Below are 21335 nucleotides of genomic sequence, written 5' to 3' on the forward strand. Positions count from 1 at the left end.
AGATCGGGCGATGGAGCTTGCAAGCATGAAGTTTCGGGTCGCCCGCGAGGATTTCGCCGAGTCCGTCGCCTGGGTGGCGCGCAGCCTTCCGTCCCGGCCCCCGGTTCCGGTGCTCGGCGGTGTGCTGCTGGTCGCAGACGAGGACGGTCTGACCGTCTCCGGCTTCGACTACGAGGTCTCCGCGCAGGTGCGGGTCGCGGCCGAGGTCGCAGGCCCTGGCCAGGTACTCGTCTCCGGTCGTCTGCTGGCCGACATCACCAAGGCGCTGTCCAACAAGCCCGTCGACGTCTCCGTGGACGGCACCCGCGTGCTGATCACCTGTGGCAGCGCGAAGTTCTCGCTGCCGACCATGCCCGTCGAGGACTATCCCCAACTGCCCGAGGTGCCCCAGCAGACCGGTGAATTGAGTGTGGATGTCTTCGCCGAGGCCGTCGGGCAAGTCGCCGTCGCCGCCGGCCGCGACGACACTCTGCCGATGTTGACCGGTATCCGCGTGGAGATCGAGGGATCCAAGGTCGTTCTCGCGGCGACCGACCGATTCCGCTTGGCCGTCCGGCACATCGAATGGCAGCCCGCGCGCGCCGACATCGAGACTTCGGTGCTCATCCCGGCCAGGACGCTGTCGGAGGCCGCCAAGACGCTCGGGCCATCCGACGCGCCCGTTCAGCTGTCCCTGGGCACCGGTGCGGGGTCGGACGGCCTGCTCGGCATCGTGAACGCGGGCCGCCGGACCACCACCCGCCTGCTCGACGCGGAATTCCCCAAGTTCCGCCAGTTGCTCCCCAAGGAGCACACCTCCATCGCCACCCTTGCCGTCGCGGCGCTGACCGAAGCGATCAAGCGCGTCGCGCTGGTCGCCGAACGCGGCGCGCAGGTGCGGCTGGAGTTCTCCGCCGACGGCCTGCTGCTGTCCGCGGGCGGTGACGACGCGGGCCGGGCCGAGGAGTGGCTGGAGGCCGATTTCCGCGGTGAATCGCTGACCATCGCGTTCAACCCCGGCTACCTCATCGACGGCCTCTCCGCCCTGCACGCCGACCGGGTCACCTTCGGCTTCACCACCCCGAGCAGGCCTGCGGTGCTGCTGCCCGCCTCCGACGAAGAACCCGAGGTGCTCGACTCCGGAACGTTCGCGGCGTTGTCGAGCCCGTACATCTATCTGCTGATGCCGGTCCGGCTGCCGGGCTGATCGCCTGTGCATGACCTGGTTCCGTATGGCTCCGCGCCGCGTGGTCCAGCGCGGATGAACGGTGATGCCGCTGGAAACTCCCCAGCGACGTCGGAGAAATCGGTTTACGCGCAGTTCGGGCCGCACTTTATCCACAGGTGTTCCACAGGGCTGCCGCGCAGCGTAGGAAACCCGTCTCATGCGGCGACGATGTACCGACCGGCGGAAATGTCCGCTTCGTCCCAGGCAGGGGCGCGATAAGCGGATGTTCGTCCGAACTCTTTCGCTGCGTGACTTCCGCTCGTGGGAGTATGCGGAGCTCGAATTATCCCCAGGTCGAACCGTTTTCTTGGGATCGAACGGCAACGGCAAGACAAACCTGTTGGAAGCGATCGGCTACCTTGCCACGCTCGGGTCGCATCGTGTCGCCTCGGAGGCTCCGTTGATCCGCACCGGGGCCGAGCGGGCCCGCGTCGGCGCAACGGTGGTCAACACCGGCCGCGAACTCCGCATCGATGTGGAGCTGAACCAGGGCAGCGCCAATCGCGCGCAGATCAACCGCTCACCGGTCCGCCGGACGCGGGAGATCCTGGGGATTCTGCAAACGGTGTTGTTCGCGCCGGAGGATCTCGCGCTGGTACGCGGCGACCCGGGCGAGCGCCGTCGATTCATGGACGAGTTGTGCACAACTCGCCTCCCCAGATTGGCCGCGGTCCGCGGCGACTACGACCGGGTTCTGCGCCAGCGCTCGGCACTGCTGAAAACGGCGGGGCGGCAATCTCGGTCCAAGGCCGATCTGAGCACCCTCGACGTATGGGACGGGCACCTCGCCGCACATGCGTCCATCCTGCTCGCCCAGCGGCTGCGGTTGGTGCACGAACTCGCGCCGTACCTGGCTCGGTCCTATGCTTCGATCGCCCCGGAGTCGCGCCCCGCTGCGATCGCATATCGCAGCGCCGCACTGCCCCCGGAGTTCCTGGACCCGGCCAGGGTGCCGCGTCCGGAGGATCCGGAGGAGCTGGAGGGAATCTTGCTGCGTGAGCTCGCCGCCGCGCGGCCGAAGGAACTCGAGCGCGGGGTGTGCCTGGTCGGTCCGCATCGCGACGAACTGGACCTGACGCTGGGGAATTCTCCCGCCAAGGGGTTCGCCAGTCACGGCGAGTCCTGGTCGTTCGCCTTGGCTTTGCGGTTGGGCGCGTTCGAACTGCTGCGCGCCACCGGTGCCGAACCGGTGCTGCTGCTCGATGACGTGTTCGCCGAACTCGACCGACGGCGCCGCGCCGCGCTGGCGGCCGTCGCGGCCGGCGCGGAGCAAGTGCTGATCACGGCGGCCGTGCCGGAGGACGTGCCCGCCGAACTCGCCGCCGTGCCGCTGCGGGTGGAAACCGCAGGCGGTCCCGACGGCCGCGTCTCCCGGATCGTCGCGGAGCACCCGTTGGGGAGCGAGGATCTCGGCGGCGAACGGGAGAACGACGAGGCCACGCGTCCGACGATCGAGAGCGAACGTGCTCCGGTCACCGGTCCGACGGAGTCGCGGGCGCCGTAATCATCCACAGGGGGAGTGGACAGGTGATCCCAGCATCCACATCCGTCGCTCCGGTCCACTACAGTGACGAGTCGTCGGTGCTGCCGATCGAGTTCTCCCCAGTTGAGACCGATTCCCCAACACCTGTGGAAAACTCGCCGGGTCAAGGGTGAACACTCCTGCGGGACTTGCTTCAGCAACAGCTGAGCAAGCTACCGGGATGATCCGGATATCCGGCGATATGGGCGGGGAACATATCGGTCCCCCGGCTGCCCGGGCTGGCGGAGCGCACGATTACCGGTACCGGCAACCTCGGGCAAAGGCTGGGGACAACTTGATCGAAACTGGGGACAAACTACCGACTGCGGAGGGAGCGGGGCGATGAACGATCAGCCCGCGGAGCCCGGACCCGCTGAATCCGCAGGAGCGCAGCCCGAATTGCGCGGCATCGACCTGGCCCGGCGCGCCCTCGAGGAAGCGCGCGCCGCGGCTCGGGCGAGCGGCAAGGCTGTCGGTCAGGGTCGTTCCTCGCCTCAGCGCAGGCTGCGGCCCGGCGCCCGCAGGCGCACCGGATGGTCCGGCGCCGGTCCCGACGAGCGCGATCCACAGCCGCTGTCCAGGCTGACCGGCTCGATCGCCAAGAATCGCGGTTGGTCGAACAAGGTGGCCGAGGGCATGGTCTTCGGCCGCTGGGCGGGAGTGGTGGGCGAGGACATCGCGGCGCACGCCACACCGATCACTCTGAAGGACGGCGTACTGAGCATTTCCGCCGAGTCGACCGCGTGGGCGACGCAGCTGCGGATGCTGCAGAGCCAGATCCTGGCGAAGATCAATGCCGCGGTCGGCCAGGGCGTGGTGACCTCGCTGAAGATCTCGGGGCCTGCCGCGCCGAGCTGGCGCAAGGGTGAACGCCATATCAGAGGTCGCGGACCGCGCGACACTTACGGATGACCACCGCGGGCAGTATCTGATACTTGGTGTTACGTTTATCCGTAAAGCGGCGTTTCACGTGGAACGCCCCGGTTCGACGTCGCGCCGAGAAGCTCGCGACGCCGGAGCGAAATCGTCCGGGCAGAAAGAATTTCGATGACGATCACCACGGCGGTCGGTCCATTTCCGGCGAGCGCGACCCGGATGGTTCGCCGGGGCGATGTCGAACTCGCGGTCTATGAATGCGGCAACCCCGACGGTGTACCGGTTCTGCTGATCCATGGCTGGCCTGATACTCATCTGCTGTGGAGCCGGGTTGCGGCCCGGCTCGGCGGCCGCCATCGCGTGATCGCCTTCGACAACCGGGGTGTGGGCAGCAGCTCGGCTCCGAGAGCGGTCGAGGACTATCGGATCGAAGAACTCGCGGCCGATGTCCGCGCGGTCATCGACGTGGTCGTGCCCGGCGAACGGGTGCATGTTCTCGGGCACGACTGGGGTTCGGTGATCGGGTGGGAAGCGGCCGCCGCCGCGGACGCCGCATCGGTGATCGCGTCCTTCACCTCGGTGTCCGGCCCCAATCTGGATTTCCTCGGCGCCTATCTGCGTGGTCCGCTCACCCCGGCGCGGCTGCGCGGCGCCCTGGTCCAAGCCGTGGCCTCCGCCTATACCGTCGCCTTCCAGATCCCCAAGTTGCCGGATCCGGTGCTGCGGGTGCTCGCCGGCCGCTGGCCGCGTTTCCTCGCGTTCTTCGACGGCCTGGACCCCGCACTGGTGGAAACGGCGCCTACGCTGCGCACCGATATGCTCAACAGTCTGAAGCTCTACCGTGCGAACATCCGGACCCACCTGCGTCATCCGCGGCCTCGTCCTATCGAGGTACCCGTCCAGCTGATCGTCGCCACTGGCGACCGCGCCGTGCGGCCCGTGGCGAACGCCGAGGCCGACCGGTGGGTGCCGCGTTTGACCCGGGTCGAGATCCCGGCGCGGCACTGGTCGCCGATCTCCCACCCCGCGGAACTGGCGCGCCACACCGCCGCGTTCATCGCCCGGGTCGACCTCCCGCGCTGATCCGGGGCGGTGACCCGCCAACGCATCTCTCAGCCCACTTCTGATGGATCAAAACCGCCGGGAGGCGGAACCGAGTCGCCGAATTCCAATTTCTCGCATCCACGGCGCTGTGAGGGGTGTCGGAAGTGGGTTGTAAGTTGGGTGTACCAGTAGGATGGTGACGTAACTAGCGGCGATACCTTCGGCGCGTTCCGCACAGTCCGCGCGTGGACCCTGATTCTCGAGAGAATGACCAGGGTAGACGCGTGCTGTCCGATCGCTCTATGCCGGGATCAGCAAGTAAGGAGAGCTACCGACCAGTGGCTGCCAAAGACTCCACCGCATCGGGTTCGACCAGAACGACCGGGAAGCAGGACTACGGTGCCTCCTCCATCAAGGTTCTCGAGGGGCTCGAGGCGGTTCGCAAGCGTCCGGGCATGTACATCGGCTCCACCGGTGAGCGTGGTCTGCACCACCTGATCTGGGAGGTCGTCGACAACTCCGTCGACGAGGCGATGGCCGGCTACGCGACGAAGGTCGAGGTCACGCTGCTGGCCGACGGCGGCGTCGAAGTGGTCGACGACGGCCGCGGCATTCCTGTGGCGATGCACGCCCAAGGCATACCCACCATCGAGGTCGTCATGACCCAGCTGCACGCGGGCGGCAAGTTCGACTCGGATTCCTACGCGGTGTCCGGTGGTCTGCACGGCGTCGGTATCTCCGTGGTCAACGCGCTGTCGAGCCGCTTGGAAGCGGAGATCGACCACGACGGCTACCACTGGAGCCAGACCTACAAGGACGCCATCCCCGGCAAGCTGATCCAGGGTGAGCCGACCAAGAAGACCGGCACCACCATCCGCTTCTGGGCGGATCCGGAGATCTTCGAGACCACCACCTACAACTTCGAGACGGTGGCCCGCAGGCTGCAGGAGATGGCGTTCCTGAACAAGGGACTGACCATCAAGCTCACCGACGAGCGTGTCAGCGACTCCGACGTGACCGACGAGGTCGTCAGCGAAACCGCCGAGGCGCCCAAGCACGCCGAGGAGGGCACAGCGCCCGCCGAGCACAAGGTGAAGACCCGCACCTATCACTACCCGGGCGGTCTGGAGGACTTCGTCCGCCACATCAACCGGACCAAGCAGCCGATCCACAACTCGGTCGTCGGGTTCACCGGCAAGGGCACCGGCCACGAGCTCGAGGTCGCGATGCAGTGGAACTCGGGCTACTCGGAGTCGGTACACACCTTCGCGAACACCATCAACACGCACGAGGGCGGCACGCACGAAGAGGGCTTCCGCGCGGCGTTGACCACAGTGGTCAACAAGTACGCCAAGGACAAGAGGCTCATCAAGGAGAAGGACGGCAACCTCACCGGTGACGACATCCGGGAGGGCCTGGCCGCCATCGTGAGTGTCAAGGTCGGCGAGCCGCAGTTCGAGGGCCAGACCAAGACCAAGCTCGGCAACACCGAGGTGAAGTCGTTCGTGCAGCGCACCTGCAACGAGCACCTCACACACTGGTTCGAGGCCAACCCGGCCGACGCGAAGACCATCGTCAACAAGGCGGTCTCCTCGGCGCAGGCCCGCGTCGCCGCGCGCAAGGCGCGCGAACTGGTGCGGCGCAAGTCCGCCACCGACCTGGGTGGCCTGCCCGGCAAGCTGGCCGACTGCCGGTCCAAGGATCCGAGCAAGTCCGAGATCTACATCGTCGAGGGTGACTCCGCCGGCGGCTCGGCGAAGTCCGGCCGCGACTCGATGTACCAGGCGATCCTGCCGCTGCGCGGCAAGATCATCAACGTCGAGAAGGCGCGTATCGACAAGGTTCTCAAGAACAACGAGGTCCAGTCGATCATCACCGCCTTCGGCACGGGGATCCACGACGAATTCGACATCGGCAAGCTGCGTTACCACAAGATCGTGCTGATGGCCGACGCCGATGTGGACGGCCAGCACATCTCCACCTTGCTGCTCACGCTGCTGTTCCGTTTCATGCGCCCGCTGGTGGAGCACGGGCACGTGTATCTCGCGCAGCCGCCGCTCTACAAGCTCAAGTGGCAGCGCAGCGATCCGGAGTTCGCCTACTCCGATCGCGAGCGTGACGGTCTGCTCGAAGCGGGGCTCGCCGCGGGAAAGAAGATCAACAAAGACGACGGCGTGCAGCGCTACAAGGGCCTCGGTGAGATGAACGCCAAGGAGTTGTGGGAGACCACCATGGATCCCGCGGTGCGGGTGCTTCGTCAAGTGACGCTCGACGACGCGGCTGCTGCCGACGAACTGTTCTCGGTCCTGATGGGGGAGGACGTCGAGGCGCGTCGCAGCTTCATCACCCGCAATGCCAAAGACGTTCGCTTCCTCGACGTATAGCCGGCGTGAGTTCACACAGCCCTGTTCACGCCAGGCCCGGTAAGGAGACCGCATGACCGAGACCACGCTGCCCCCGAATGGCGGTGCGGGCGACCGTATCGAACCGGTCGATATTCAGAACGAGATGCAGAGCAGCTATATCGATTACGCGATGAGCGTGATCGTCGGCCGTGCGCTGCCCGATGTGCGCGACGGCCTCAAGCCGGTGCATCGGCGCGTGCTCTACGCGATGTACGACAACGGCTACCGCCCGGACCGCGGTTACGTGAAGTCCGCCCGTCCGGTCGCCGAGACCATGGGTAACTATCACCCGCACGGTGACGCGTCGATCTACGACACCCTGGTCCGTATGGCCCAGCCGTGGTCGCTGCGGTACCCGCTCGTCGACGGTCAGGGCAACTTCGGTTCCCGCGGTAACGACGGCGCCGCCGCGATGCGGTACACCGAGTGCAGGCTGACCCCGCTCGCGATGGAACTGCTGCGTGAGATCGACCATGAGACGGTCGATTTCACGCCCAACTACGACGGCCGTTCCCAGGAACCCGTGGTGCTCCCGAGCCGGGTGCCGAACCTGCTGATGAACGGCAGCAACGGCATCGCGGTCGGCATGGCGACCAACATCCCGCCGCACAACCTCAACGAGCTTGCCGAGGCGATCTACTGGGCGCTGGACAATTACGACGCGGACGAGGAAGCCACGCTGGCGGCGTGCATGGAGCGCGTCAAGGGTCCGGACTTCCCCACCCATGGGCTGATCGTCGGCAGCCAGGGCATCCACGACGCCTACACGACCGGCCGCGGCTCCATCCGGATGCGCGGCGTCGTCGAGATCGAAGAGGACAACCGGGGCCGGACGACGATCGTCATCACCGAGCTCCCGTACCAGGTCAACACCGATAACTTCATCAACTCGATCGCCGAGCAGGTGAAGGACGGCAAGATCGCGGGCATCTCCGATATCCACGACGAGTCCTCCGACCGTGTGGGCATGCGGATCGTGGTGACGGTGAAGCGCGATGCCGTCGCCAAGGTGGTGCTGAACAATCTCTACAAGCACACCCAGCTGCAGACGAGCTTCGGCGCGAACATGCTCTCGATCGTCGACGGCGTGCCGCGGACGCTGCGGCTCGACCAGATGATCCGGCTCTACGTCGAGCATCAGTTGAACGTGATCGTCCGGCGAACCCGCTACTTGCTGCGCAAGGCGGAGGAACGGGCCCATATCCTGCGCGGCCTGGTCAAGGCGCTCGACGCGCTGGACGAGGTCATCGCCCTGATCCGTCGTTCGGCCAACACCGATACCGCCCGGCTCGGCTTGATGGAGCTGCTGCAGATCGATGAGATCCAGGCGACGGCGATTCTCGACATGCAGCTGCGTCGCCTCTCTGCCTTGGAACGGCAGAAGATCATCGACGAGCTGGCCAAGATCGAGGCCGAGATCGCCGACCTCAAGGACATCCTGGACAAGCCGGAGCGCCAGCGCGCGATCGTCCGCGACGAACTGGCCGAGATCGTCGACAAGTACGGCGACGATCGGCGCACCAGGATCATCGCCGCCGACGGAGACGTGGCCGACGAGGACCTGATCGCTCGCGAGGACGTGGTCGTCACGATCACCGAGACCGGCTACGCCAAGCGCACCAAGACCGACCTCTACCGCAGCCAGAAGCGCGGCGGTAAGGGCGTGCAGGGCGCAGGGCTCAAGCAGGACGACATCGTCAAGCACTTCTTCGTCACCTCGACGCACGACTGGCTGCTGTTCTTCACGAACAAGGGCCGGGTGTACCGGGCCAAGGCCTACGAACTCCCCGAGGCCAACCGCACCGCGCGCGGCCAGCACGTGGCGAACCTGCTGGCCTTCCAGCCGGACGAGAAGATCGCTCAGATCATCCAGATCAAGTCCTACGACGACGCCCCATACCTGGTGCTCGCGACGAGGAACGGCCTGGTGAAGAAGTCGAAGCTGACCGACTTCGACTCCAACCGCAGCGGCGGCATCGTCGCGGTGAACCTGCGCGACGAGGACGAATTGGTCGGCGTGGTGCTCTGCTCGGCCGACGACGACCTGCTCCTGGTATCCGCGCTCGGCCAGTCGATCCGTTTCTCGGCCACCGACGAGGCGCTGCGGCCGATGGGGCGCGCCACCTCCGGTGTTCAGGGCATGCGGTTCAACGAGAGTGACGAACTGTTGTCGCTCAATGTGGTTCGGGACGGCACATATCTGCTGGTCGCCACCTCCGGCGGCTACGCCAAGCGGACCGCGATCGAGGAGTACACCGCGCAGGGCCGCGGCGGTAAAGGCGTATTGACCATCCAGTTCGACGCGAAACGTGGCACCCTGGTCGGGGCGCTCATCGTCGACGACGACGATGAGTTGTACGCGATCACCTCCGGTGGCGGCGTGATCCGGACGGCGGCGAAGCAGGTTCGCAAGGCCGGACGACAGACCAAGGGCGTGCGATTGATGAACCTCGCGGAGGGCGATACCTTGCTTGCGATCGCGCGCAATGCCGACGAGCCCGATCCCGATCAGGTCTCCGGTGGCGGCGACACCGACTCCTCCGAGAAGTAACCCATCAGCGGCGGCAACGAACGGACCCAAGGATTCCCATTGACCACTCCGAATCAGCCGAATGACGAGCGGCACCAGACGAACGGTGTGACCGAGCGGATCGCACCGTCACCGATCCCGCCGCGGCCGATCCCACGGCCGGTCGCCTCGGCCGAGAACGGTCAGCCCGGCGGCGGCCAGCAGAGCGGCGGGCAGCCGGTCGGTCACCCCGGTGGTGGCCAGGCCGGCGGGCACCCCGGTGGTGGTCAAGCCGGCGGGCACCCCGGTGGTGGCCAAGCCGGCGGGCACCCCGGTGGCGCGCAGCCGGGTGGTCACCCGGGCCAGCCGAACGGGCCGCAGTCCGGCGGGCACCCGGGCAACCAGCCCGGCGGCAACCAGCCGAACGCTCAGCCGCGCGAGATCCGCGACCAGCAGGGTGATTTCGCGCCGCAGCAAGGCGCTCCGGACCAGGCGCCGGGCGGCGACGGCCAGGACCGTTTCGACCAGAAGACGACGCGGATGAACAACCAGGCCCCGCAGTCCGCGCCCGAGAGCGAGGACAAGCAGCCGGTCGGCGCCGCAGGCAACGGCGGACAACAGTCGCAGTACCAGGACGGGTGGGCGCAGCTGCCGCAGCGGGAGCCGCAGTCCAACCTGTACCGTCCCGGTCAGGCGCCGGTCACCGGACGCCCGAACTCCGGCGGTGGGGGTCTCGGCGGCGGCACGTCCAACGCACGCACCACCGCCGACCTGGCGGCCAAGGCGGCGCGCAAAGAAGCGGCCATGGTGAAGTCGGTCGGCATCGATGGGCCCACCCGCAGCATCGCGCGCCCGGAACTGATCAAGGACATGCCCGACCTGTCCGAGATCCGGCATCCGCTGCCGCCGAACGAAGCAGGAGTTCCGCAGGCCGGGCCGGTTTCGCCCGCGGTTCCGGTCGCGGTCGCCGCGGTCGCCTCCGGGGAGCCGCTGCGGGCCACTGTGCAGATCCGGCGCATTGATCCCTGGTCGACGCTGAAGATCTCGCTCGTCATCAGCGTGGCGATGTTCTTCGTGTGGATGCTCGCGGTCGGCCTGCTCTACATCGTGCTCGAGGGCATGGGCGTGTGGGAGCGGCTGAACAACACCTTCACCGACATGGTGTCGCAGGACAGCGGCTCGGTGGGACTGATCGACGCGGGCACCGTGTTCGGTTACGCGGGCGTGATCGGCCTGATCAACGTCGTGTTGTTCACCGCGCTCGGCACCGTCGGTACCTTCATCTACAACCAGTGCTGCGATCTCGTCGGCGGTATCCAGGTCACCCTGGCCGACCCCGACTAGCAAGCCAGCGTTCCGGACGGCCGGTACCCGCCACCATAGGACGGGTGCCGGCCGTTTCATTGGCGCAGGTCTTCTACCAGCCGTTTTGGTTCATCGGAGAACTGTTGTGTAGTCTCTACACGTTGTTGTTCACGCGAACAGCACCACTACGGGCCTATAGCTCAGGCGGTTAGAGCGCTTCGCTGATAACGAAGAGGTCGGAGGTTCAAGTCCTCCTAGGCCCACCCAAGAACCTGCAGGTCAGGGCCACATTTGCCGCTCCAGGCACCCGTGTTATGTGACTGTGGTGTCACAGCAGGTCTTTGACCCGCATCTCGAGGCGTTTCCGACCCAGGAGACACCTTCACATGTTCACCCCACGCCCCCGGCGCCGCTCCGACGGTTCCATCGCCTGGCAGGTCCAGTTCGAGTACGACGACGAGGACGGCGTTCGTCGCCGCTCCTCGGAAACCTTCGACGACTTCGCGCCCGCGGAACGCTGGGCCGGACTCGTCGATCGCATCGGCGTCCACGAGGCTTTGAAAGTGCTGGAAGTCCAGCGCCGTGATGGCAGCGGCGTCCGCCTGACCGACTGGCTGACCCGCTACACCGAGCGGCTGCGCGGCGTGTCGGAGCCTGTCCGGCGCAAGTACCACGCCTACATCCGCAACGACATCGCGCCGTTCTTCGGCGACATCACCGTCGACGCCGTCACCCAGGACCTCGACGCCGCGTGGATCGTGTACCTGGAACAGGACAAGGGCAACGCGCCGAAGACCATCCACAACAAGCACGGCTTCCTGTCGGGCGGGCTGCGGGCGGCCACGCTGGAACGACCGGAGCCACTGACCGCCTACAACCCGTGCACGGGCATGCGGCTGCCCCGCCACGACGCGCCCGAACTCGATATCTTCGACAACGACGAGTGGGAACTGTTCGAGCAACTGCTCGGACAGCGGTGGCGCGCGCTTGCGGAGTTCGGCCTGGTCTCCATGGCCCGGCCGAGCGAGATCTTCGCCCTGCTGGTCGGCGATATCGAGCCCGAGACCGGCGCGGTGCGCATCAGCAAGGCGTGGAAGGACGGCGGCAGCCGCCTGAAGCTCGGCAAGCCCAAGTTCCACCAGTGACGTGGACGAGCCGGCACGGCTCGAACGCCGCTACCGTCGATACTATCGAGACAAAGTCGTCAAAGCGCAGATCAAATGGTTCAGCCCTGGTGAAGAGAACCGGGGGGCCCGGACCGCCTGGGACAACATCGTGACCGCGATCGAGACAAGTCTTACCGCTCGTGAGCCCGAGCTCGGTTTGGAAATCGCGGCCGGCCTGGTTGCCCTTCCCATAGTCAAAGGTTCGCCCCGAGAAATACGCCGCTGGACCGAACGACGCTTACAGGCGACTCGGGCGAAAGCGTCACAACCTACCGAACTGCAGACAGCGGCTATGACGATGCTCGGGTGGCTTTTCGGTGCTGCAGAATGAAAACGACGAGGCTGACCGCATACCGTGACGGTGCACGAACGCCGCTGCCTGTGGTACGGAGCGTTCCGCTCCCAGCCCGTCTGAGTGCTGGTTGTGCGCGAACCCCGGCCGCCCCGGACTGGCGCTACTGACCACCGACACCACCACTGCGGCAGCCGAACTCATCGCCCGGTATTCCGCCCGCTGGTCGATCGAGGTCGCATTCTTCGAACCAACGACGGGGGCTGGTCGCCGTCGCTGAGTCACGTCTCCGCGGCTTTCTGGGCCGGGTGTGGCAATGGCAGGATTCGCCTGGTATATGTCATTGCTGCCATCACGACGCCTGGTGAAGAATCAGCCGCATGGTCGAGCAGCGTACGTGTCGTCGCGTCGTCTTCCTGGTCTTTCCGGGTGTACAGGCGCTTGATCTGGTGGGCCCGATGGAGGTCTTTCATGGCGCGAGCCAGATGGTAGGCGGGGCTTACGCGGTAGAGATCGTCGCGGGCGGGGCGCAGCCGGTAACGTCGTCCAACGGTCTGTTGATCCAGCCGACCGTCGACTTCGCGCACTGCAGAGGCCCGATCGACACGTTGCTGGTCGCTGGGGGACTGCCTGGTGCGAGAGCGGCAGAGCACGATGAGGAGCTCATATCCTGGCTGCGATCGGCGGCGCGGCGGTCACGTCGTGTGGGGTCGGTCTGCAATGGTGCCTTGCTGTTGGCGCGGGCGGGCGTGCTGGACGGGCGCCGGGCCACCACCCACTGGTCGGCGTGCGAGGAACTTGCCTGCCGGTACCCACAGGTCGCAGTAGAAGGTGATCCGATCTTCGTCCGGGACGGCAGGGTGTGGACGTCTGCGGGCGTGACGGCCGGGATGGATCTGGCGCTGGCACTGGTCGAGGATGATCTGGGCCGTGCGGTGGCGTTGGAGATCGCCCGCTGGTTGGTGTTGTTCGTGCAGCGGCCTGGTGGTCAGTCGCAGTTCAGTGCCCAACTGGCCGCTCAACGGGCCGAACGCAGACCACTGCGCGAACTGCAGGCGTGGATCACGGACAACGTGGCCGCGGATCTGCGCGTCGAGATCCTGGCCGAGCGCGCCTGCATGAGTCCCCGGCACTTCGCGCGTGCTTTTCGCCAGGAGGTTGGTGTGACACCGGCTGCCTATGTCGAGATGGCCCGTGTCGAGATCGCCCGTCAGGCTTTGCTCGACACGGACGCTTCCATTGATGCCGTCGCTGCACGCTGTGGCTTCGGAACGCCCGAGACGATGCGGAGGGCCTTTCACCGACGCCTGGGTGTCGGTCCCGCCGACTACCGAGCCAGATTCCGTCTAACGCACGGTGCGACCGCGTGAGCTGGCACCCAAACACGAAGGAGTAATGATGCAAGCTGCGTTCCTGCTGTATGAGGGCTTCACCCCTCTCGATGTGATCGGCCCGTTCCAGGTACTCGCAGCGGTCCCCGATATCGAGCCGGTCTTCGTCGCTGAACGCCCCGGCGCGGTGGACAGCGATTCGGCGCCGTGTGCGATCGTTGCCCAGCGGTCGCTGGAGGAGGTTGCTTCGCCTGACATCGTGGTTGTCCCTGGCAGCCTGGCCTCCTTCTACACGTTGCTCGGGCACGAACCGACCCTGGCCTGGATTCGAAGCACGCATGCGCACGCACGGTTCGTGACCTCGGTCTGCACGGGCTCGTTGCTGCTCGCCGCCGCCGGGTTGTTGGACGGAAGACCAGCGACGACACACTGGGCGGCCCGCGATCTGCTTCCGAGATTCGGTGCGATCCCCACCCCAGAACGTGTGGTGAAGAGCGGAAAGATCATCACGGCGGGCGGAGTATCGGCGGGTATCGACATGGCCCTGCACGTGGTCGCCGATCTCAACGGAAGCCAGATGGCCCAGGCCGTACAACTCGGCATCGAGTACGCGCCCGACCCGCCGTTCAACTCTGGCAGCAAGGAGAACGCCGCCGCAGATCTCGTAGCTGCTGTGGCCACCGCCTTCGCCCACCGCGGAGCCAGCTGGATCTCCGACCCACAGACCGCGGCGTGACACCCAAGGGAGGCTTCGATGCCAGTGACCACGATCAACCCACCGGGGCTGCTCACCCCGAACGGCTATGCCCACGTCTCCGTGGCGACAGGTTCCAAACTCATCCATGTAGCCGGACAGGCGGCCCACGACCCCCACGGTAATGTTGTCGGCCCGGGAGACCTCACCGCACAAACCGAACGTGCGCTCGACAACGTGGCGATCGCCCTCGCCGCGGCCGAAGCCACCTTGGGACTGCTGCACGGATAGGTGTCAATCTGAGATGCTGTTGACGATCGTTCACTCACTGATGAGCGCCGAAGCAGACGCGATGTGCGCTGCTTACTACGGTGAACGCAGTCGGCAGCGGGTCAACTCCCGTAACGGATACCGGCACCGCGATTTCGACACCCGAGTCGGCACGATCGATGTCACCATCCCGAAATTGCAGTCGGGCAGCTCCTTTCCGGACTCGCTGCTCGAACGCCGCAAACGCGCCGAACGAGCCCTCACCAGCGTGGTGCGACCTGCTACCTGCTCGGCGTATCGACCCGGCGGACGGAGAAACTCGTCGAGTCCCCCGGTGTTACCAGCCTGTCGAAATCGCAGGTGTCGATGATGGCCCGCGACCTGGACGTCCAGCAGCATCACCGGTCACCGGCCGATGATCAACCCGCCACCTCGGGGGGCGGATTACATCTGAGGTGAGAAGGCGACCGAGATGGATCCTAGAGGACCGAACTCGGCGCGAATCCTGCTCCCCGGAGGGGTTTCCACCATGGGGCCCAGCGGACCCGAAAAGATGATCTCCCCACCGCGCAGCGGATTTCCTAACGCCTTGGCGGTGCGGGCCGCCCATACCAAGCCGTCGAGTGGATCACCGAGGCCATACGTGCCGTCGCCCTCTGCGGCACTGATGGCGTCGCGATACATGTGCATCTCGATATGGCGCGGGACGAACTCGTCGAGCCTCAGCTGCCTGTCGGCGAGGACGAACAGACCACTGGAGGCATTGTCCGCAATGCTGTCGATGATCGTGACATCCCAGCCTGCGATGCGACTGTCCGCTATCTCGAGTGCTGCCGACGCGAAATCGACAGCTTCGGCGACCCGGTGGTCTTCGATATCTTCATGGGCCAGGTCTCGCTTCAGGATGAAGGCCACGACGGCGACAGCTCGGGGTTGAAGCAGTCTGCCTGATGATATCTCGGCGGCTCCAGAGACATCCATGTCGGCGAACAGAGTACCCAATTCGAGATCGTCTGTGCCCCAGACGCGTTGCCCGCCGGACGATGTGCGGCCGACCTTCCTGCCGACGAATACCCCACCACCCCATTCCCGGCGTCGTGCCACTTCGTTCTGTACGGCATAGGCGATCCGCGCATCGCAGGAGCCGAGCAGTTCTCGGACGGGGGGAACCGTCCGCCTTCCGGCGATGCCTTGACCGATCCAATCGGCAGCCGCGTCCACCAACTCCATATCGATTACCGTCGTACTCATGGCGGTATCACTTCCTTTCGATAACGCCGAATCGGCCCGGGATTCCAGTCAGCCGGCGCGAAGGCTTCCGTCGTGGAAGATAAGGGGTTGCCCGCCGGGCGCTTCGTATTTTTCGATCTCACCGATGATGACAACGTGGTCACCAGCTTCGACACAACGCACCGTCCGGCATTCGAACCGGGCTATCGCATCGGGTAGCACAGGCGTTCCACCTACCCCCTCGACGAGGTCGACCGCGGCGAACTTGTCCGCCGTCGGAGTCGCGAATTGGCGGCACATGTGCTCCTGTCCCGCACCGAGGATATTCACGGCGAAATGAGTGGCTTCGGTAAAGGCTGAGTAACTGGGCGCATTTTTACTCGGGCACCACAGCACTAATGGCGGATCCATCGACACCGAGGTGAACGAATTGGCCGTCATACCCACCCGTCGCCCATCCACTCCACGCGCCGTTACCACGGTGACGCCGGTTGCGTACTGGCCGAGGGCCCGCCGTAGGTCGCGATAATCGAAACGACCCGATTTGGCGAGGCGTTTCTCGGCGCGAAATCGAGTGGCGGCCTCCGTATCGAACCACCACTGGAAGTACTGGCGTGGATCATCGAAGCCGTTGGCTATCGCGGAGGCCAATTCCGAATTCTCTGCCGCCTCGGCGAGCAACTCGGCCTGGTGCGTGCTGAGCGTGGTCAGCATCGAGTTGGTCCAATGTACTACCCACTGTGCCCAGCCACGCCAGAACTTTTCGAAAGTGCCCCGCATCCAGGCTTCATCGAAATTGCCGGCGACGTTGCGATTGATGCTGTCGAGGTAGTATGCGGCTGCCTGCGCGGCCATATTGGCGCCCTGCCCGGTGAGCGGGTCGTTGAGAACCACGGCATCCCCTATGCCCAGCACCGGCTTTCCGGATGGCAGAATCGCCACCGGTACTCGCACGCGAGGAGTGAACCTGCCGCGCAGCACGCCGCCTCGGTCCGTGAGCGCCACGTCGGCGCATCGAGCGAACTCCGCCGGGGCGAATTTCTCCAACAGCTCCAACGAGCGTTCCAGGTGTTGATCCGGGTCCGTTATGTCATCCCAGCAGTCCATCGGCCCGCCGGGAACTCCCTCGAAGACGAGAATGTCGCAACGACCACTGGTGGTGAGGGCAGGAAACGTGAGGCACTCGCCGATCTCGGGAATCAAGGTGAAGCTCAGTGCGGCACCGTCCTGCCGAGGGCGCATACCGGTGACATAAGTGAGCGCCAGTACTCGTTGCGGGCGGTCGAACAACGACCGCTCGTGGTCCGGCGGGAAGAGTCGGCCGATATCACCGCGCCCCGTGGCGACAACGACGATGTCGTGCGTGCGGGCGTATTCCTCGAGATCCGCGACCTGGGCGGGATGGACCACAAGGGTGCCGCCCTCAGCCTCTACCTGAAGGGCCCACTGCGCGAACTTCAACCGCTGATCGACTGCTTGCGCGGGCGCCGAGAGAGGCGCAGACCACTCGTAGCGTTGCTCACCGGCGAAGGTGACGGCGACCGACCCGATGTCAGGGCACTCGTCGGCCCAATGGTCGATCCCCAGTTCCCGCTCGGTAGCCCGTGCGGAATCGAACATGCATTGGCTTGAAAGTACTGGTCCCGAACGGATATCGTCCGGCGATCGGTCACTGACCAAGGTCACCTGATGCCCGGCCCGGAGTAGGCCGAGCGCGAGCTGCCCGCCGGATTGCCCGGCACCTATGACTGCGACCCGTACCATCAGAAGCCCGCATGGCATTCGGCGCTGTGCGCTGCGATGACCTCGGCATCGTCTGCGCCGGAGGACAGTGTACCGGCAAAAGAGATGCCGGGATTGTGGTCCATCGATGGCTCCAATGGTCGAAGGTTATGCCCGGCGTTGTGGTGCAATGTCCTGCTCCGTGAGAAGAACGCGCGAATGAACTATTCGACGAGCCCGGCGATCGCGGGCACAGCCTGCTCTGGGCCCATTGCGGAATAGCCGCCGTCGACAGCCCAGTCAGCGCCTGTCACTCCAGAAGCATCCGAAGAGAGGAGGAAAGCGGCCACTGCGCCGACTTCTGCGGGATCACCGGCCCGACGAGTCAAATGGAATGGCGCGGCGACGGAATCGACCTTGTCGCGGTCGCCTCCGGTCGCCTGCGCCATGACCGACGACCAGGTCCAGCCAGGACTTACCGAGTTGACTCGGATTCCCTCGTCAGCGAAATCCATCGCCATGGATCGTGTCAGCTGAACGAGGGCAGCCTTGCCGGCCGGGTATACCCAGCGTCCGGTCTGCGCGACCTTGGACGAGATGGAAGTCACATTGACGATAGCGCCGCGGCGAGAGGCGGCCAGATGGGGCCGGACATGTTGCGTCACAACAGCGGCGCCGATCAGGTTCACATCCAAGGCGGCATGCCACTGCTCACGAGTCGACGCGGAGCCGTCGTCTACGTAGCTACAGGCGAGGTTGACTAGTCCATCTATCCCGCCGAACTTTTCGACGACACGAACCACCGCGGACGCGATCTGTCCGTCACTCGTGACGTCGGTCTGCTCGAAGGAGACCCGCCCAGGCATTTCTTCGACCAGCGGATGCGCCCCGGCGGCGTCGATATCCATGATTACGACCGAAGCGCCGCAATCGCGCAACGCACGGACGACGCCGTGACCGATGAGCGTGGAGCCCCCGGTCACCACAACGGTGTGATTATTCAGATCCGCCACCTGGACTCCTCCGTATAAATCATTGAAATAGACTGAATTGAAATTTTACCGAGGTCTATGAGCGAGCGCTATCCACGCGGCGAACAGCTTGTCCGCTCAGTGCTCGAGATGAATTCATGTGCGCTGGTCTGTGCAATTTCCCCGCTCGGCGAAGCGCCGATCAATGCGGGTACCGTAGGCGGGCGCCAGAGAATGTCTGCCGTTGTTGTGGCTCGAATTGATCGTGTCTCAACGGGCGTCCGCTCGCTCGGATGCCAGCCGATCGCGAAGTACGCGCTTGGCGAACTTCCCGGCACCGGTCTTCGGGACCTCGTCGATGATTCGGAACTCGTCGGGCACCCAGAATGGGGGAAACCACCGCAGCAGATGTCTCCGCAGTTCCTCATCATTTACGTGCGCACCGGAGCGCAGCGTTACGAACGCGAGGGGCCGCTCGACCCAGCGTTCATGGGGAACAGCGACGACCGCTGCCTCGAGCACAGCTTCGTGCCCCATGAGGGCGTTCTCCAGATCGACCGAACTGATCCATTCTCCACCGGACTTGACCAGGTCGTTCTTGCGATCGACCAACGCGACGAACCCTTGGCCGTCGACGGTTGCCAGGTCGCCGGTCGTGTACCAGCCGTCCCGGAACGCCGTGCGTGTCCGCTCGTCCTGGTAGTACTCGTCGGCGATCCACGGACCACGCAACTGGATTTCGCCCGGGCCGGTGCCGGGTGTGACCGGCTCACCCACCTCGTCGACCAGCCGCATCTGCAAGCCGGGCAGCAATCGGCCCTGTGTCGACCGAATAGCCATCTGCTCGTTCCTCGGACTGTCGCTCATCGAGCGGGGAAGTCGACAGATGTGCGTGCACGGCGACGCCTCGGTCATTCCATACGCCTGGATGAACACGGTGCCGTAACGGGTCTCGAACTCATCGGAGAGCGCTCTCGGAACCGCGGAGCCGCCGCTCATGATTCGGTTCAACCCGGTGAAGTCGCGCTGCCGTTCGTTCTGCGCTTCCAAGACACCGGTCCACACGGTGGGGACGCCAGCGGCCACCGTTACTCCGTGAGCTGCGATCATGTCCGCGACATCGGCTGGCGTCGGTCGTATTCCCGGAAGAATCAGCGTCGCTCCGGCCATGGTCGCCGCATAGGGCAATCCCCAAGCATTGGCGTGGAAGAACGGGGTCATGGGCAAGACGACGTCTCGCTCCGAGATTGCCAGCGCATCGGCTGTGCACATCGTCAGCGCATGCAACACCTGAGAACGGTGAGTGTAGAGCACTCCCTTCGGCCGCCCGGTCGTCGCCGAGGTGTAGCACAGCCCGGCCGGCTCGTCCTCCGGTAGAGCAGGCCACTGGTAGCCGGGGGCAGGTGACGCGACCAGATCGCTGTAGAAGTGGATTGTTCGCTCCGAGATATTCACACCGAGGTCGCCGGAGAACGGACGGGTGATGACAATGTGCCGCACACCGGAGAGCCCTGCCAAAGCTTGATCGAGCAAAGGGAGATGATCCGGGTCGACGATCACCACGTGGTCGTCGGCGTGATCAATGACGTACCGCAAATCCTCCACCGGCAGGCGGAAGTTCAGTGTGTGCAACACGAAGCCGCCGGTCGGCACTCCGAGATAGCACTCCAGGTGAGAGACCGTGTTCCAGCACAGGCTCGCCACACGGCTGCCGGGGGCGACCCCCAGTTCGGTGAGTGCCGCCGCCAGCCGACGCGCTCGTTCGATCACCTCCCCGAAGCGGGTGACGTATCCGCCAGTCGGAGTGATTTCCACGATCTCCGTATTCGAGAAGATCTGCTCGGCTCGAGTGATATAGAGCTCGAGCGTGAGACCTACGTCCATCATGGCCTGTCCCCTTGCGAGAAGAACCGCTCGACTTCGCTCACGAACTTCTCGGAGCGCTCGACCTGAGCCCAGTGTCCGCACCGCCCCAGCACGACGAGGTCGGCGTTCGGCATGACTTCCACCAAGTTCAGCGAGGTGGCTCGCACCGGAACGACTCTGTCCTGCACTCCGTGGATGAGCAGCGTCGGCGTCGAAATGTTCGCCAAGGTAGCGAAGGGCAGAGCAGCGTCATCGACATGTCGCTGCCGCGGTGCGGGAAACAGCTTCGCCCAACGCTCGGCGACCTCGGGCGATGTTGTCGCCTCGTAACGCGATCGCACCAGCTCCGGCGTGACACGCGATTTATCGAAGGCCATCAGCTCGAAGATCCCTCGCATGTTCTCCTCGCTGGGGGTGTAACCGTACAGCTGATCGACCTGGGGGGTGACCGGGAACGAAACACCCGCCGTACCCATCAGAACCATTCGCGCGACGAGTTCGGGATACCTTGCGGCGACCCCGAGGCCGATAGAGCCGCCCATTGAGTTTCCGACCAAGCCGACAGGGCCGAGGCCGAGTGCACGGAGGAAGGAGACAATGTGTGCCACCCGATTGTCATGGGTCAGAACGACCTCCGGCTCCTGTTCCGTCACGCCGAAGCCGACGATGTCCGGTGCGATCAAGGTGAACCGCTGGGCGAGAACCGACTTCATGGTCAGTTGCCAGTTGGCGCGGGCAGAGACACCTGGCCCGGAACCGTGCAGCAACACGATCGCTGGGCCGGAGCCGGACGTCAGGTAGTAGGTTCGGTAGCCGTCGTGTTCGATTGTCGACTCGATCGGCTCAGTCGAAGGACTGGCGGTGGCACTCACGGTGGCCGGGCTGTGGGCCGCAGGGCTCATTGGACTATTCGCTCCTGTATTGA

At 65.2% G+C, this 21335-nt stretch carries 18 protein-coding genes, 1 tRNA gene and 1 pseudogene; 14 read left to right on the top strand and 6 right to left on the bottom strand.

Annotation, left to right across the window (positions count from 1 at the left end; genetic code table 11):
* Positions 1–10: 10 nt before the first annotated feature.
* From dnaN to gyrA, 6 genes are all read left to right on the top strand, one after another.
* Positions 11–1186, top strand: coding sequence for a DNA polymerase III subunit beta (dnaN, locus tag NA8_RS11500; RefSeq protein ID WP_063050354.1), 1176 nt, complete (start codon positions 11–13; stop codon positions 1184–1186).
* Between the two features lie 244 nt (positions 1187–1430).
* Positions 1431–2711 (top strand): DNA replication/repair protein RecF, encoded by a 1281-nt coding sequence (recF, locus tag NA8_RS11505; RefSeq protein ID WP_084466700.1) that lies wholly within the window; start codon positions 1431–1433, stop codon positions 2709–2711.
* A 360-nt stretch (positions 2712–3071) separates the two neighbouring features.
* Positions 3072–3641 carry a DUF721 family protein gene (locus NA8_RS11510; protein ID WP_063050355.1) on the top strand — a complete coding sequence of 190 codons (570 nt, stop codon included), beginning with the start codon at positions 3072–3074 and terminating at the stop codon, positions 3639–3641.
* Positions 3642–3776: 135 nt separating this feature from the next.
* The gene (locus NA8_RS11515; RefSeq protein WP_063050356.1) at positions 3777–4688 is read left to right on the top strand and encodes an alpha/beta fold hydrolase; all 912 of its coding nucleotides are present in this window, start codon (positions 3777–3779) and stop codon (positions 4686–4688) included.
* Positions 4689–4987: 299 nt separating this feature from the next.
* On the top strand, positions 4988–7033 hold the full coding sequence (gyrB, locus tag NA8_RS11520) for a DNA topoisomerase (ATP-hydrolyzing) subunit B (protein ID WP_063050357.1): 2046 nt from the start codon (positions 4988–4990) through the stop codon (positions 7031–7033).
* Between the two features lie 52 nt (positions 7034–7085).
* The gene (gene gyrA, locus NA8_RS11525; protein WP_063050358.1) at positions 7086–9605 is read left to right on the top strand and encodes a DNA gyrase subunit A; all 2520 of its coding nucleotides are present in this window, start codon (positions 7086–7088) and stop codon (positions 9603–9605) included.
* A 108-nt stretch (positions 9606–9713) separates the two neighbouring features.
* On the opposite strand, the gene NA8_RS35900 is transcribed toward gyrA, so the two are convergent.
* Positions 9714–10040, bottom strand: a complete 327-nt coding sequence (locus NA8_RS35900) for a hypothetical protein (protein WP_169810488.1) — start codon at positions 10038–10040, stop codon at positions 9714–9716.
* A gap of 63 nt (positions 10041–10103) precedes the next feature.
* Between NA8_RS35900 and NA8_RS35905 the strand changes: the two genes are divergently transcribed.
* The 8 genes and pseudogenes from NA8_RS35905 to NA8_RS32625 form a co-directional block, all read left to right on the top strand.
* Positions 10104–10907 carry a DUF3566 domain-containing protein gene (locus NA8_RS35905; RefSeq protein WP_439957377.1) on the top strand — a complete coding sequence of 268 codons (804 nt, stop codon included), beginning with the start codon at positions 10104–10106 and terminating at the stop codon, positions 10905–10907.
* Positions 10908–11057: 150 nt separating this feature from the next.
* A tRNA-Ile gene (locus NA8_RS11535) sits at positions 11058–11131 on the top strand.
* 123 nt (positions 11132–11254) lie between these two features.
* Complete coding sequence (locus tag NA8_RS11540; protein WP_063050359.1) at positions 11255–12013, top strand: site-specific integrase; 759 nt, start codon at positions 11255–11257, stop codon at positions 12011–12013.
* Between the two features lies 1 nt (position 12014).
* Positions 12015–12365, top strand: coding sequence for a hypothetical protein (locus NA8_RS33705; RefSeq protein WP_157106646.1), 351 nt, complete (start codon positions 12015–12017; stop codon positions 12363–12365).
* A gap of 341 nt (positions 12366–12706) precedes the next feature.
* Positions 12707–13696, top strand: coding sequence for a GlxA family transcriptional regulator (locus tag NA8_RS11545; protein WP_063050360.1), 990 nt, complete (start codon positions 12707–12709; stop codon positions 13694–13696).
* 25 nt (positions 13697–13721) lie between these two features.
* Positions 13722–14393 carry a DJ-1/PfpI family protein gene (locus NA8_RS11550; RefSeq protein WP_245663782.1) on the top strand — a complete coding sequence of 224 codons (672 nt, stop codon included), beginning with the start codon at positions 13722–13724 and terminating at the stop codon, positions 14391–14393.
* 18 nt (positions 14394–14411) lie between these two features.
* Positions 14412–14642 carry a RidA family protein gene (locus NA8_RS11555; protein ID WP_084466701.1) on the top strand — a complete coding sequence of 77 codons (231 nt, stop codon included), beginning with the start codon at positions 14412–14414 and terminating at the stop codon, positions 14640–14642.
* A 13-nt stretch (positions 14643–14655) separates the two neighbouring features.
* A pseudogene (locus tag NA8_RS32625) lies at positions 14656–15053 on the top strand (transposase); the annotation flags it as partial.
* Between the two features lie 12 nt (positions 15054–15065).
* Here NA8_RS32625 and NA8_RS11560 read toward each other — a convergent pair.
* The 5 genes from NA8_RS11560 to NA8_RS11580 form a co-directional block, all read right to left on the bottom strand.
* Complete coding sequence (locus tag NA8_RS11560) at positions 15066–15872, bottom strand: 2-keto-4-pentenoate hydratase (RefSeq protein ID WP_063050362.1); 807 nt, start codon at positions 15870–15872, stop codon at positions 15066–15068.
* A gap of 48 nt (positions 15873–15920) precedes the next feature.
* A complete protein-coding gene (locus NA8_RS11565) occupies positions 15921–17633 on the bottom strand; it encodes a flavin reductase (protein ID WP_369690250.1) in 1713 nt (570 codons plus the stop codon).
* A gap of 164 nt (positions 17634–17797) precedes the next feature.
* Positions 17798–18586, bottom strand: a complete 789-nt coding sequence (locus tag NA8_RS11570; protein WP_063050364.1) for an SDR family oxidoreductase — start codon at positions 18584–18586, stop codon at positions 17798–17800.
* Between the two features lie 228 nt (positions 18587–18814).
* Positions 18815–20431 carry a long-chain-fatty-acid--CoA ligase gene (locus tag NA8_RS11575; protein ID WP_063050365.1) on the bottom strand — a complete coding sequence of 539 codons (1617 nt, stop codon included), beginning with the start codon at positions 20429–20431 and terminating at the stop codon, positions 18815–18817.
* On the bottom strand, positions 20428–21282 hold the full coding sequence (locus NA8_RS11580; protein WP_169810490.1) for an alpha/beta fold hydrolase: 855 nt from the start codon (positions 21280–21282) through the stop codon (positions 20428–20430). Before NA8_RS11580 ends, NA8_RS11575 begins: the two co-directional genes overlap by 4 nt.
* Positions 21283–21335 lie beyond the last annotated feature (53 nt).

The organism is Nocardia arthritidis NBRC 100137, from assembly GCF_001612765.1.
Taxonomy (GTDB): Bacteria; Actinomycetota; Actinomycetes; order Mycobacteriales; family Mycobacteriaceae; genus Nocardia; species Nocardia arthritidis.

What these genes read in the sequence shown, in the direction of transcription:
- NA8_RS11515 (WP_063050356.1), top strand. Translation starts at nt 3,777, where the DNA reads ATGACGATCACCACGGCGGTCGGTCCATTTCCGGCGAGCGCGACCCGG.
- NA8_RS11510 (WP_063050355.1), top strand. Translation starts at nt 3,072, where the DNA reads ATGAACGATCAGCCCGCGGAGCCCGGACCCGCTGAATCCGCAGGAGCG.
- gyrA (WP_063050358.1), top strand. Translation starts at nt 7,086, where the DNA reads ATGACCGAGACCACGCTGCCCCCGAATGGCGGTGCGGGCGACCGTATC.
- NA8_RS11540 (WP_063050359.1), top strand. Translation starts at nt 11,255, where the DNA reads ATGTTCACCCCACGCCCCCGGCGCCGCTCCGACGGTTCCATCGCCTGG.
- NA8_RS35905 (WP_439957377.1), top strand. Translation starts at nt 10,104, where the DNA reads ATGAACAACCAGGCCCCGCAGTCCGCGCCCGAGAGCGAGGACAAGCAG.
- NA8_RS11565 (WP_369690250.1), bottom strand. Translation starts at nt 17,633, where the DNA reads ATGCCATGCGGGCTTCTGATGGTACGGGTCGCAGTCATAGGTGCCGGG.
- NA8_RS11550 (WP_245663782.1), top strand. Translation starts at nt 13,722, where the DNA reads ATGATGCAAGCTGCGTTCCTGCTGTATGAGGGCTTCACCCCTCTCGAT.
- NA8_RS11575 (WP_063050365.1), bottom strand. Translation starts at nt 20,431, where the DNA reads ATGATGGACGTAGGTCTCACGCTCGAGCTCTATATCACTCGAGCCGAG.
- NA8_RS11555 (WP_084466701.1), top strand. Translation starts at nt 14,412, where the DNA reads ATGCCAGTGACCACGATCAACCCACCGGGGCTGCTCACCCCGAACGGC.
- dnaN (WP_063050354.1), top strand. Translation starts at nt 11, where the DNA reads ATGGAGCTTGCAAGCATGAAGTTTCGGGTCGCCCGCGAGGATTTCGCC.
- NA8_RS11545 (WP_063050360.1), top strand. Translation starts at nt 12,707, where the DNA reads ATGGTCGAGCAGCGTACGTGTCGTCGCGTCGTCTTCCTGGTCTTTCCG.
- NA8_RS11560 (WP_063050362.1), bottom strand. Translation starts at nt 15,872, where the DNA reads ATGAGTACGACGGTAATCGATATGGAGTTGGTGGACGCGGCTGCCGAT.
- recF (WP_084466700.1), top strand. Translation starts at nt 1,431, where the DNA reads ATGTTCGTCCGAACTCTTTCGCTGCGTGACTTCCGCTCGTGGGAGTAT.